Origin of the sequence: Derxia gummosa DSM 723 (assembly GCF_000482785.1) — a bacterium.
In the GTDB taxonomy this organism is placed as follows: Bacteria; Pseudomonadota; Gammaproteobacteria; order Burkholderiales; family Burkholderiaceae_E; genus Derxia; species Derxia gummosa.
The window spans coordinates 85304-97214 of sequence record NZ_AXWS01000007.1; the positions used below are offsets into that span (position 1 = coordinate 85304).

General features: G+C 71.7%; 10 protein-coding genes. 7 read left to right on the forward strand and 3 right to left on the reverse strand.

What is annotated here, in order from left to right; all coding sequences use genetic code 11:
* Positions 1-99 precede the first annotated feature (99 nt).
* The 3 genes from H566_RS27095 to H566_RS0101620 all read left to right on the forward strand — a co-directional run bounded on the left by H566_RS27095 (position 100) and on the right by H566_RS0101620 (position 4723).
* Entirely contained in the window at positions 100-1206 is a 1107-nt protein-coding gene (locus H566_RS27095; RefSeq protein ID WP_051377833.1) for a glycoside hydrolase family 16 protein, read from the forward strand.
* A 202-nt stretch (positions 1207-1408) separates the two neighbouring features.
* Positions 1409-2497 carry an acyltransferase family protein gene (locus H566_RS0101610; protein WP_169732475.1) on the forward strand — a complete coding sequence of 363 codons (1089 nt, stop codon included), beginning with the start codon at positions 1409-1411 and terminating at the stop codon, positions 2495-2497.
* A 264-nt stretch (positions 2498-2761) separates the two neighbouring features.
* Entirely contained in the window at positions 2762-4723 is a 1962-nt protein-coding gene (locus H566_RS0101620) for an ABC transporter transmembrane domain-containing protein (RefSeq protein WP_084544814.1), read from the forward strand.
* 44 nt (positions 4724-4767) lie between these two features.
* Here the strand turns inward: H566_RS0101620 and H566_RS0101625 are convergent, their stop codons facing one another.
* Complete coding sequence (locus H566_RS0101625) at positions 4768-5277, reverse strand: GAF domain-containing protein (RefSeq protein WP_028310046.1); 510 nt, start codon at positions 5275-5277, stop codon at positions 4768-4770.
* Between the two features lie 369 nt (positions 5278-5646).
* Between H566_RS0101625 and ypfJ the strand changes: the two genes are divergently transcribed.
* Complete coding sequence (ypfJ, locus tag H566_RS0101630; RefSeq protein ID WP_028310047.1) at positions 5647-6510, forward strand: KPN_02809 family neutral zinc metallopeptidase; 864 nt, start codon at positions 5647-5649, stop codon at positions 6508-6510.
* A 79-nt stretch (positions 6511-6589) separates the two neighbouring features.
* Here the strand turns inward: ypfJ and H566_RS0101635 are convergent, their stop codons facing one another.
* Positions 6590-8074: a DUF2325 domain-containing protein gene (locus H566_RS0101635; RefSeq protein ID WP_028310048.1), complete on the reverse strand. Its 1485-nt coding sequence runs from the start codon at positions 8072-8074 to the stop codon at positions 6590-6592.
* 303 nt (positions 8075-8377) lie between these two features.
* Here H566_RS0101635 and H566_RS0101640 point away from each other — a divergent pair, with 303 nt between their 5' ends.
* The 3 genes from H566_RS0101640 (at position 8378) to H566_RS0101655 (ending at position 10607) form a co-directional block, all read left to right on the forward strand.
* On the forward strand, positions 8378-9052 hold the full coding sequence (locus H566_RS0101640) for a YiaD family glycine zipper/OmpA-like lipoprotein (RefSeq protein ID WP_028310049.1): 675 nt from the start codon (positions 8378-8380) through the stop codon (positions 9050-9052).
* Between the two features lie 195 nt (positions 9053-9247).
* Positions 9248-10042: a thymidylate synthase gene (gene thyA / locus H566_RS0101645; RefSeq protein ID WP_028310050.1), complete on the forward strand. Its 795-nt coding sequence runs from the start codon at positions 9248-9250 to the stop codon at positions 10040-10042.
* 76 nt (positions 10043-10118) lie between these two features.
* A complete protein-coding gene (locus H566_RS0101655; RefSeq protein ID WP_028310051.1) occupies positions 10119-10607 on the forward strand; it encodes a dihydrofolate reductase in 489 nt (162 codons plus the stop codon).
* A 38-nt stretch (positions 10608-10645) separates the two neighbouring features.
* Here H566_RS0101655 and H566_RS0101660 read toward each other — a convergent pair whose 3' ends face one another.
* Positions 10646-11890 (reverse strand): EAL domain-containing response regulator, encoded by a 1245-nt coding sequence (locus tag H566_RS0101660; protein ID WP_028310052.1) that lies wholly within the window; start codon positions 11888-11890, stop codon positions 10646-10648.
* Positions 11891-11911: the final 21 nt, after the last annotated feature.

Here is an 11911-nt window from a genome sequence, read left to right on the forward strand (position 1 = left end):
GTGCGTGGCCCGCGATGGCAAGCGCCCGGCAAACTGCCGCATGCGTGAATCGCGCCCCGTCGGCCGCCCCGTCTGGCGGTCATCACCGGACGCCCACGCATGCAGCCCACCTTTCCGCGCGTCGCCGCGCTCGCGCTGTCGATCCTGCTCGCCGCCTGTTCCGACGGCGGCAAGCCGAAGGCCACCGCCCTGCCCTACCGGCTCAACAACATACCCGCCCCCCAGCTCAAGGGACCGGCGCCGGCCGACATCCCCGCGACGCTCGACCTTGCGATCGCCCCCGGCGTGCCCGCGCCCGGCCCCGGCGACGATGCCCATGCCGCCCTCGTGCGGCCCAAGGGCGCGCCGGAAGACGTCGGCCCCATCCCCGAGCTGTGCATCGCCGTGCCAGCCGCCCGCGCCACCGAGACCGTCCATCTCAAGCTCGCCCACGCCGAGCCCTTCGACACCCTGCGCATCGACGACGAGCACTGGGCGCCGCACTACGAAGCCGGCCACGACACGGTGACGAAGCGCTGGTTCGGCTACGACGGCCTCGACAAGCGCCGACTCGACACCGGCGAGGAGCAGATCTACGTCGACCGCGACTTCCGCGGCACCGGCGCCACGCCGCTTGGCATCGACCCCTTCGTGCTCAAGGACGGCCAGCTCTCGATCGTGGCCGACCGGGTCCGGCCCGAGCACAAGTCGGCGCTCGGCAACGCCAGCTTCACGTCCGGGCTGCTTGCCTCCTACAAGTTCTTCAGCCTGCATTACGGCTATGTCGAGCTGCGCGCGCGCATGCCGGTCGGCCAGGCGCTGTGGCCGGCGTTCTGGCTGCTGCCGACCGACCGGCGCTGGCCGCCGGAGCTCGACGTGTTCGAGGTCGCGGGCCAGAAACCCGAACTCATCAAGTTCAACCTGCAATGGTCGGACGCCGAGGGGCGCTGGCTGCGCGCGCCCTGCCAGACCCGCGTGCTCGACGCCGGCCAGACCTTCCACGACTACGGCCTGCTCTGGACCGAGCAGTCGGTGACCTGGTTCATCGACCGTAAGCCGATCGCCACCGCGCCGACGCCCGCGAGCATGCGCACGCCGATGTACGTGCTCATCAATCTCGCGGTCGGCAGCCGGGGCAGTGCCGGCAAGCCCGACGCCACCACGCCCGCGCCGGCCGCCTTCGTCATCGACCATTTCGCGGCCTGGAGTCTCGACGGCGCGCAATGAGGCGGGCGCGGCGGGCAGGCGGCAGCCCTCGGCACCATGCCGACGACGCCGGCTGCCGCGTGCCGGCGAGCGCGTCTTCGCTTGCGCGCGCTCGCCGCAAGGTGCGATCCATCACCACGAGCGCCGAAGGTTGACGCGGACAATCCGGCCCTTGTCCGGCGCGATGCGCCGGCCGGGCCATTCCTCCTTCGATTCCGCGCTGATGAAAAAGACGATCTACAACGTCCAGATATTGCGGCTCATTGCCTCGGCAATGGTGCTGTTCGGCCATGTACAGCACGAGGCCGGCGAAATGCCCTATCTCGATCTAGCCAATTACACGCCGTGGGTGCCGGTGTATTTCGCCGGCGGGGTCGACATCTTTTTCGTGATCAGCGGATTCATCATGTATCTGCTGTCGAAGGAGCAATTCGGCAAGCCGGGCGCCTCGGCCAATTTCCTGTGGCGCCGCATCGCGCGCGTGGCGCCGCCGTACTGGCTGTTCACGACGGCGATGATCGGCTCGGCCATCGTCTTCGCGTCCTACGTCACGCATTCGACGCTCGATCCGCTGCATGTGATCGGCTCGTATTTCTTCGTGCCGGTGCAGAACCCGTATGGCCGCTATTTCCCGGTGCTGATTCTCGGCTGGACGCTCAATTTCGAAATGCTGTTCTATGCGCTGCTCGGAATCGCGCTGCTGTTCAATCGGCGCGCGGGCGTGGCATTTCTATTCGGCTCGATTGCGCTGCTGGGCACGCTCGGCATTGTCGCGCCGCCCGGATCGACGTCATTCGCGTTCTGGTGCAATCCGATCATCTTCGAATTCCTGTTCGGCATCGCCCTGGCGCATTTCCGGCTCGCGGGCATGCGCATCGCGCTGCCGGCGGGCATCGCGCTGGTGGTCGCGGGCGTGGCGGTCATGGTGCTGATGCAGTCCATGGGCATCGCCGCCCATTTCTGGGATTACCGCCCGCTGTGGATGGGCCTGCCGGCGCTGGCGATCTGCTCGGGCTTCGCGCTGGTGGACGAGGCGCCCGAACCGGGGCCGGTCAAGCGCGCGCTGGTGTTCGGCGGCGACGTGTCCTTCGTGCTCTACCTGTCGCACCCGTTCGCGCTGACGCTGGTGTCGATGCTGTGGAAGAAGGCCCATCTCACGCACGCCTGGGGCTATGTGGTGGTGGCCAATCTGTTCTCGGTGGTGGTGGCCTGCGTGCTGCATGTGCTGATCGAGAAGCCGGCGACGACGAGCATCAACCGCTTCGTGAGCCGGCGGCTGGCGCCGCGCCGGGTAGTAGCGGCCGCGGGCTGAGCCGCATGACGTGACGCGGGCGGGTCGAAGCCCGCGCGGCGCTGGTGGTCGGCACAAACCGGTCATCGGCGCCCGGCACGCGATCCGGCGGGCGGGCGCCCCGCTTGCCCGGCACGGGCCGGGCATTTCGCCCGCCCGGGTCCGCGCCCCCCTCGACCGGACCGACGCGGCCACAGAATGGGGGCTTCCGGCGCCGCGTCGCGCAAGGTGGCGCGCGCCGGGCCCCGCAGCAATCCCGCGCGGTGGCGCCCGCCCGACATCACCATGGCCGCCGACTCCTCCTCCCGCCTTTCCTCCGGCAGTACGCCTTCCTCCGCTTCGACCCTGCCGCCCGAGCATGCCGCGCCGGGCGCCGATGGTTCCGCGGCACCCGCCGCGCGGCCCGCGCTCGCCGTGCTCGGCAAGCTCGCGCCCTTCATCGCGCCCTATCGCGCGCGGCTGATGCTCGCCTTCGTGCTGCTGGTGGCGTCGTCGGTGGCGCTGCTGGCGGTGCCGTGGTCCTTCCGTGATCTGGTCGATCGCGGCTTCGTCGCGGGTGGCGCGGTGGGCGGGCATTTTCTCGGGCTGCTTGGCATCGCGGTGCTGTGGGCGGCGCTGATGGCGGCGCGCTTCTACCAGATGAGCTGGCTCGGCGAGCGCGTGACCGCCGACATCCGCGTGGCGGTGCAGCGCCGCATGCTCATGCAGTCGCCCGAGTTCTTCGAGACGACGCGCACGGGCGAGGTGCTGTCGCGGCTCGTCGGCGACACGACGCTCGTGCAGACCGTGGTCGGCTCGTCGATGTCGATGGGGCTGCGCAGCCTGTTCCAGCTCGTCGGTGGCCTCGTGATGCTGGGCGTGACGAGCCCGCGCCTGTTCGGCATCACGGTGGCGCTGCTGGTGGTCGTGGTGCTGCCGCTGATGCTCGCGAGCCGGCGCGTGCGACGGCAGTCGCGCGAATCGCAGGACCGCATCGCCGACAGCGCAGCGCTCGCCGGCGAGGTGCTGGGCGCGATCCAGACCGTGCAGGCCTATGCCCAGGAAGACCGCGAGGCGGCGCGCCATGCCGACTCGGTCGAGCGCAGCTTCGCCACTGCCGTGCGCCGCAGCCGCACGCGCGCGCTGCTCATGGCGGCGATGATCGCCGGCGTGTTCGCGGCGATCGTCTTCGTGCTGTGGCTCGGCGCGCGCGACGTGATCGCCGGCCGCATGAGCCAGGGCGACCTCGCGGCCTTCGTGATGTACGCGGCCTTCGCGGCCGGCTCGGTCGGTGTGCTGGCCGAGGTGTGGAGCGACGTGCAGCGCGCGGCCGGCGCAAGCGAGCGGCTGGCCGAACTGCTCGCGGCCGAGCCGAAAATCACCGCGCCGGCCGATCCCGAGCCTCTCGCGCTCGCGGAGGCGGGACTGTCCGCCCGATCCGCCGCGCCGGACGGACCGGCGCCCGACGCCCTCGCCGCCTTCGATCCGCGCGCGCACCGGCTCTCCAACAGCGCGGCCGAGCCGCTCATCCGCTTCGACGCCGTGCGCTTCCACTACCCGTCGCGGCCGCAGACCGCCGCGCTCGACGGTTTCAGCCTCGACGTGCCGGCGGGCAGCACGGTCGCGCTCGTGGGGCCGAGCGGCGCGGGCAAGTCCACCGTGTTCCAGCTGCTGCTGCGCTTCTACGACATCGAGTCGGGCGCGATCCGCTTCGGCGGCCACGACCTGCGCCGGCTCGACCCGCGCGAGCTGCGCCGCCACATCGGCGTGGTGGCGCAGGAGCCGGTCATCTTCTCGGCCGACGCGCTCGACAACATTCGCTACGGCCGGCCGGAAGCGAGCGAAGCCGAGGTGATCGCCGCCGCGCGCACCGCGCTGGCCGACGAGTTCCTGGCCCGGCTGCCCGAGGGCTACCGCACCTTCCTCGGCGAGCGCGGCGTGCGGCTGTCAGGCGGGCAGAAGCAGCGCATCGCCATCGCGCGCGCGGTGCTCAAGAATCCGCCGGTGCTGCTGCTCGACGAGGCCACGAGCGCGCTCGACACCGAGAGCGAGAAGCTCGTCCAGCAAGGCCTGGAAGCGGCGATGCGCGGCCGCACGACGCTGGTGATCGCGCATCGGCTCAGTACCGTGCGCAAGGCCGACCTGATCGTCGTGGTGGACGGCGGCCGGGTGGTGGAAATGGGACCGCCGGCCGAACTGCTGGCCCAGGGCGGGATGTATGCGCGGCTGGCGGGGATGCAGGTGGCGGGCGAGGACGTCGGCGCCTGATGCTCGGGCACGCGGCCGGCCGCACGCCTGTCCGGCCCGGACGCTCAGCGCACCCGCGCCAGCGTCGGCGCCACCCGCGCCAGCGCGCGCAGGTCGTCGACCGCCACCGTGCCCGGCGCCACGTGCCGGCGCAGCGCAACCAGGCTGCCCGTGACCCGGCCACGCTCGCGGATCGGCACCGCGAGCAGACGATCCTCGCCCTCGGCCTCGGGCGCGAACAGGCGCGGATGGCCGGCCAGTTCCTCGGCCGCGCGCTCGCCGTCGAGTACCACCGGCTGGCCGGTCTCGAACACCCGCCCGGCCAGACCCTCGCCGGGCGACCAGCCGCGCCCCGCCGCCGCGCCGTCGGCGTTGAGGCCGACGCCGAGCGCGAGCCTGAGTCGGCCCTCGTCGTCGGCGCACAGCGCGGCCAGGCCGGCATAGCCCGCTTCGCGGCACAGCGTGGTCAGCACATCGAGGCGGTCGCAGGTGTCGGCGGCGGCAAGCGCGTCGAGCACACGCTGGAGCGCGTCGTCATGAAGCGGCGGCGGTGAAGGCTGATGCAGGCTGGCCATGGCGGATGACTGGCAGTGGACGGGTGACGGCGCCCGCGAACGGGTCATGCTGCCGGCCCGTCAACCGCTTGCGGCGACGCAACAAAGACTAGCCGCAGCGCGTCGGCCCCGACAAGTCGGGAGCCGTCCGGATATCGCCAACGACAAGGTGGAACCCGTCACGTCGCAGGAGAGACGGCTTCACTCCGGCACAGGTAGCTACGTGCAAACGAGCGCTCGAAAACCCGATCAGGGTTTATCGCAGTGCAGCAATCAGCCCCGGGAAACCCGCTGTCGGAATCGTCCCACCGGCGCGTCGGCGCAAGCCGGATGACAGCCCGGGCATGGGACCGGCACAGTCACTGGCCAGAGCGAGGAAAGGAGACCGGCGTGAGATGGGAAGACGGACGCGAGAGCGCCAACGTGGAGGACGCGCGCGGCAGTGGCGGGGGCGGCATCGGTCTGCTGAGCGGCGGGCTGAGTCTCGGGTCGATCGTGGTGGCGCTGGTCGCGGGCTGGGTGTTCGGCATCAATCCGCTCGCGCTGCTCGGGCTCATGAACGAGGCGCCGCGCACGCAGCAGGCGGCGCCGGCGCGGCACCCGCCGGCCGATGACCAGCTCGCGCGCTTCGTCGCGGTGGTGCTGGCCGACACCGAGGATGTGTGGCACGCGCAGTTCCGCGCGCTCGGCCGCGACTACCGCGAGCCGAAGCTGCGCCTGTTCACCGGCCGCGAGCCGACCGCCTGCGGCACCGGCCAGGCGGCGATGGGGCCGTTCTACTGCCCGGCCGACGAGAAGGTGTACATCGACCTCGGCTTCTACGACACGATGCGGCGCCAGCTCGGCGCGCCGGGCGATTTCGCGCAGGCCTACGTGATCGCGCACGAGGTCGGCCATCACGTCCAGCATCTGCTCGGCATCAGCGACAAGGTGCAGTCGATGCGCGCCCGCGCGAGCGAGACCCAAGCCAACGCGCTGAGCGTGCGGCTCGAGTTGCAGGCCGACTGCCTGGCGGGGCTGTGGGCGCATCACGCCGAGCGCACGAAGCATCTGCTCGAACCCGGCGACATCGACGAGGCGCTCAACGCGGCGACCCAGATCGGCGACGACACGCTCCAGCACCACGCGCGGGGCACGGTGGTGCCCGAGAGCTTCACCCACGGCAGCGGCAAGCAGCGGCTGACCTGGTTCCGCAAGGGTTTCGAGACCGGCCGGCTCGGCGACTGCGACACCTTCCGCAAGGGCGCGGTCTAGCGCGGCGGCGGGCGCCGCACTTGCCGCACTTGCCTCGCGCGCGGCGCCGGTCGTGCCTGCCGCAACCGCCGCTGCGCCCTCACTCCGCCTCGGCCAGCCCCGACAGCGAGCGCTCCAGGCTAGCGACGCTCGGGTTCTCGACGAAGACGCAGCGCTTGCCCGTCCGCTTGCAATGGTCCTTCACGCGCCAGTAGGCGGCATGGCTGATGCAGCCGGTCTGGCAGATGACGAGGTCGGCGGCGGCGAGGCAGCTGTCGAGCCGGGCCTGGCGGTCCTCCACGCCGCCGTCGTGATGCAGGAAGCGCGCGCCGCTGCCCTCGATGGTTTCGCGGTAGCGCGCGACATGGTTGGCATAGCCGCCGACGCACAGCACGGCACGGTCGCGCAGCGGCACGGCGACGGTGACTGGCGCCGGCCGGAACGTGAGGGGCGCCGCGCCATCCCGCGTCGAGCCGGTGGCAGCCGCCTCGCCGCCGCTCCGCCCCGCCGCGCCTGCGGCGTCGGCGCGCGCCGACGGCGCCTCGTCGCGCGCGCGGGCCGGTGCGTGCCGCCGCTCCCGTTCGCCGGCCTGCTGCAATTCGTCGCGCGCACGGGTCAGCGCGGCGCGCAGTTCGTCCAGCTCGCGTGCCTGGGCGGCAAGGCGGTTGTCCTGCTCGCGGCAGCGTTCCCAGAGCTGGCGCGCGCGCTCGCCGAGGCGCTGGCGCGATTCGAGATCGGGAATGCTCGCGCGCAGCTCGGCCAGCTCGGCCTCGAGCGTGGCGACGGCGCTGGTGCGCATGACGGCGTCGGCGCGCAGGCGCATCAGCTCGGCGTTGGCGCGTTCCAGCTCGACGGCACGTTCGCGCAGCAGCGCGGTGCTGCGGTCGCGCAGCGCGACGAGTTCGGCGTCGAGCGCGGCGCGTTCGGCCAGCACGCGGCGGTGGCTGGCGCGATCGACGCGCTCGCTCGCGCCGACCTGGTGCTGGACCATGTGGATGTCGCGGCAGATGCGCTCCTGCAGCAGCACGTCGCAGCGCGGATGCGTGAGCGCGACCCACAGCGCCGCCGCCACCTCGGTGGCCTCGTCCACCGACCTGCGCCAGCGCTCGGCCAGCGCCTCGGTGGTCTTGAGCGCCGCCCACTGGCGGATGACGAGCGCGTGGCGCCGGTCGAGATCGCGCTGCATCGCTTCCGACAGCCGGTTGCGCGAGCGGCATTCGGCCACCGCGCCGACGTGGATCTCGTAGTCGTCGCCCATCACGGTGCCGCCGGTCGCCTTGCCGACGAGCTTGCGCAGCGCGTCGAGGCCGAAGCACACGCCGACGAGGGCGCAGTGCGTCTCTGTCGGCAGCTCCCACAGGCGGTGGCGGCGCGAGCCGGCGGGGGCGGGAGGATCATCGTCGTGGTCGTCGGCGCCGCGCGGCGCCGACGCCTCGTGGTCGGCGTCATCGGCAGCGCGCAGGCCGGCGGGCCAGAACGGCGCGCCGGGGCCTTGCGGCGCGCGCGCCGCGAACAGGCCGTGAGCGGGATGGGGCGCGGCAACAGCCAGCAGGCCGAGCGGCAGCCGCGAGTCGTGATCGCACATGGATTCGCCTCCGTGAACCTTTCGAGCGGACAAGGCCCGCGCTGGCGTCCGGCTTGCGCGGTGCGGGATGGGCCGGCGCGGCAGCGCGACAAGCCCGTTGGCAGGCAATCTAGATGCGAACGATTCTCATTGCAAGCCTCTTGCGCCGGTCGGCCTCGACCGCCGCTCGACCAGCGGTGACACGGCGTATCGAAGGGCGGGCGGGTGTTACCGCCCGTCACCGCACTTCACCCGCGCGCCGCGCGGGCTGCCTAGACTCCGCGCCCCGAGGTCGCCCGACCCGCCAACAACAAGGAGAGCCGCATGAACCGATTCCTGCAACGCAGCACCCTCGCCCTCGCCACCGTGGCCGTGCTCGCCACCGGCTGCGCCAACATGAACGAGACCCAGTCCAACACCGCCAAGGGCGCGGGCGCGGGTGCCGCCGCTGGCGCCGCGATCGGCGCGCTCACGGCCGGCGGCCACACCGGCCGCAGCGCCGTCACCGGCGCCGCCGTGGGCGCGGGCGTGGGCGCGCTCGGCGCCTACATCTGGTCGAACCGCATGGAGCAGCAGCGCCAGTCGATGCAGCGCGCCACCGAAGGCACCGGCGTGGCCGTGACCAAGACCGCCGACAACCAGCTCAAGCTCGACATCCCGAGCGACATCTCCTTCGAGACCGGCCGCGCCGACATCGAACCCGACTTCCGCCGCGTGCTCGACCAGTTCGCCACCGGCCTGCGCCAGAACCCGACCGCGACGGTGCGCGTCATCGGCCATACCGACAGCACCGGCAGCGACGCCATCAACGACCCGCTCAGCCTCAACCGCGCCAACAGCGTGCGCGACTACCTGATCGACCGGGGCGCGAACGGCGCCAACATCGCCACCAGCGGACGCGGCTCGCACGAGCCGATCGCCAGCAACACCACCGAGGCCGGCCGCGCACGCAACCGGCGCGTCGAGATCTTCATGGGCGAACAGCAGGCTGCGCACTGACAAGGCAAGGCGCGCGCGGGCGGGCCGTCCGGCGCAATGCCGGCGCCCGCCCGCCGCATTTCGGCGCAACGCCGGCCTGGCGCAACGGTCAGACTGACGCGCGCACGAAAGTTGCCAGCACACATCCAGCCGGGGGACACTCGCGGGCTTTTTTTCCTGCAAAGCCCGGCCCTCGGCGGCCCGGAGTGACCGCCCATGAAGCAATACCTCGACCTCATCCGCCGCATCCTCGACGAGGGCAGCGACCGCCCCGACCGCACCGGCACCGGCACGCGCGCCGTGTTCGGCCACCAGATGCGCTTCGACCTGAGCGAGGGCTTCCCGCTCGTCACGACCAAGAAGCTGCATGTGCGCAGCATCTTCATCGAGCTGCTCTGGTTCCTGCGCGGCGACACCAACGTCAAATGGCTGCACGACCACAAGGTCAGCATCTGGGACGAATGGGCCGACAAAAACGGCGACCTCGGCCCGGTGTACGGCAAGCAATGGCGCGACTGGGTCACGGCCGACGGCCGCCACATCGACCAGATCGCCGACCTCATCGCGACCATCAAACGCGATCCCAACTCGCGCCGCCAGCTCGTCAGCGCCTGGAACCCCGGCGACCTGCCCGACATGAAGCTCGCGCCCTGCCACTGCCTGTTCCAGACGGCGGTCATCGACGGCAAGCTGCATCTCCAGCTCTACCAGCGCTCCTGCGACGTGTTCCTGGGCGTGCCGTTCAACATCGCGAGCTATGCGCTGCTGCTCATGCTGATCGCGCACCAGTGCGACCTTGAGCCGGGCAGCTTCGTGTGGACCGGCGGCGACGTGCACCTCTACAGCAACCATCTCGACCAGGCCCGGCTGCAACTCATGCGCGAGCCCTATCCGCTGCCCAGGCTCGTCATCAAGCGCAAGCCCGACAGCATCGACGGCTACGAGTACGAGGATTTCGAGCTGGTGGGCTACGAGGCGCATCCGCACATCAAGGGCGCGGTGGCGATCTGATGGGCGCGCCGCATTTCATGACGGCCACGCGCCGCGCGCGGACCGCAAGCACCTTCACGTCGCCGGGAGCCGCGCAATGACCACGCTCTCCGTCATCGTCGCCGTCGCGCGCAACGGCATCATCGGCCGCGACAACACCCTGCCCTGGCGCCTGCCGGCCGACCTGAAGCACTTCAGGGCGACGACCATGGGCGCGCCCATCGTCATGGGCCGCAACACCTGGGAATCGCTCGGCCGGCCGTTGCCGGGGCGCCGCCACATCGTCGTGAGCCGCAACCGCGATTACGTGGCGGCGGGTGCCGAGGTGGTCGCATCGCTCGACGCGGCGCTGGCGCTCGTGGCCGAGGTTCCCGAAGTGTTCGTGATCGGCGGGGCGCAGCTCTATGCCCTCGCCTTCCCGCGCGCGCAGCGCTTCGTCATCACCGAGGTGGCGCTGGAGCCGGAAGGCGATACCCGCCTGCCGCCCTTGCCCGCCGGGCTGGTGGAAACAAGCCGCGAAACGCATCCGGCCGACGCCGAAACCGGCGCGCCCGCGCACGCCTTCGTCGAGTACCGGCGCGGCTGAGGCGTCCGGGCGCCGTCAGCCGGCGGCGGTCCGCCGCCTCACACCCGCGCGTCGAAGGCCGCCATCGCCCGCGCGTCGGCATGCCGGTCGAGCCAGCGCACGAACTCCTCCGGCGGCATCGCGGGCGCGAACAGCCAGCCCTGGGCGCAATCGCAGCCAAGCTCGCGCAACAGCAAGGCCGTGGCCTCGTCCTCCACGCCTTCGGCCACGGTGGAAAGACCGAGCGTGCGCGCGAGCTGGAGCGTGCTCTGCACCATCGCGCGCGCGGTGCGGTCGTGCATCGCCTGCTGCACGAAGCTGCGATCGAGCTTCAGCTCGGAGAACGGCAGCCGGTAGAGCTGGTCGAGCGTCGAATGGCCGGTGCCGAAATCGTCGATCGACAGCCGGAAGCCGCGCATGCGCAGCCGCGCCACATTGCCGGCCGCGATCGCCGACTGCACCGCCGCCGCGCTCTCGGTGATCTCGAACATCAGGTGCTCGCGACCGATGCCGGCTGCTTCCACCGCCGCCGACAACCGGGGCAGCGCCTCGGCCGCCGCGATGCTGTCGAGCGCGAGATTGAGCGCGACCACGAAAGGCTCCCGGCGCGCGAGGATGGCCGGCAGCGCGCGGCCGAGCTGGCCGACCATCGTGAGGGTCGTCTCCAGCTCGCGGCCGTCGCTCGCCACCTGATGCCAGAACTGGCCCGGCAGCATCACGCCGCCGGCGCCGAGGTCGAGCCGCGCGAGCGCCTCGGCGCCCACCACGGCGCCCGTGGCCAGCTCGATCTTGGGCTGGAGCCAGGCCACGACCGCGCCGCGTTCCAGCGCGGCGCGCAGCTCGCTCACGTCGATGCAGGTGTCGGCGCCGGCATCGTCGGGCAGCAGCAGGCTGTCGCCAGCGAGCAGGCGCCAGCGCATGAAGATGTCGGCGAGGTCGGCGCTGGCGAGCGGCTTGGCCCAGGTGCCGAGCAGGCGCCGGCTGTCCCCGCCGCCGAGCAGCGAGGCCGAGCGCAGCACATCGGCGTCGTGCGCGCTGAGCAGGGCGATGGCGCCACGCGGGTTGGCGGTGTCGAAATGACGCACGAGTTCGAGCCCGTCCATGCCCGGCATGTCGAGGTCGCACAGCGCGAGCCAGGCTTCGTCGCCGTGGTCGTGGAGCCAGGCGAGCGCGGCGTTGCCATCCTCGGCTTCGGCCACGTCGGCGGCGCCGGCCGCGCGCAGCTGACGGGCCAGCGTGCGGCGCTGGAAACGGTCGTCATCGACGACGAGAACCTTCGCGGAATCGGCCGGGCGTGCGGACATGTTCTTGGTCTTCGGGGGGGG

Bases quoted from the DNA above. Each gene is read 5' to 3' on its own strand.
- H566_RS0101640 (WP_028310049.1), top strand. From the start codon at position 8,378: ATGAACCGATTCCTGCAACGCAGCACCCTCGCCCTCGCCACCGTGGCC.
- thyA (WP_028310050.1), top strand. From the start codon at position 9,248: ATGAAGCAATACCTCGACCTCATCCGCCGCATCCTCGACGAGGGCAGC.
- H566_RS0101625 (WP_028310046.1), bottom strand. From the start codon at position 5,277: ATGGCCAGCCTGCATCAGCCTTCACCGCCGCCGCTTCATGACGACGCG.
- H566_RS0101620 (WP_084544814.1), top strand. From the start codon at position 2,762: ATGGCCGCCGACTCCTCCTCCCGCCTTTCCTCCGGCAGTACGCCTTCC.
- H566_RS0101660 (WP_028310052.1), bottom strand. From the start codon at position 11,890: ATGTCCGCACGCCCGGCCGATTCCGCGAAGGTTCTCGTCGTCGATGAC.
- H566_RS0101635 (WP_028310048.1), bottom strand. From the start codon at position 8,074: ATGTGCGATCACGACTCGCGGCTGCCGCTCGGCCTGCTGGCTGTTGCC.
- H566_RS0101610 (WP_169732475.1), top strand. From the start codon at position 1,409: ATGAAAAAGACGATCTACAACGTCCAGATATTGCGGCTCATTGCCTCG.
- H566_RS27095 (WP_051377833.1), top strand. From the start codon at position 100: ATGCAGCCCACCTTTCCGCGCGTCGCCGCGCTCGCGCTGTCGATCCTG.
- H566_RS0101655 (WP_028310051.1), top strand. From the start codon at position 10,119: ATGACCACGCTCTCCGTCATCGTCGCCGTCGCGCGCAACGGCATCATC.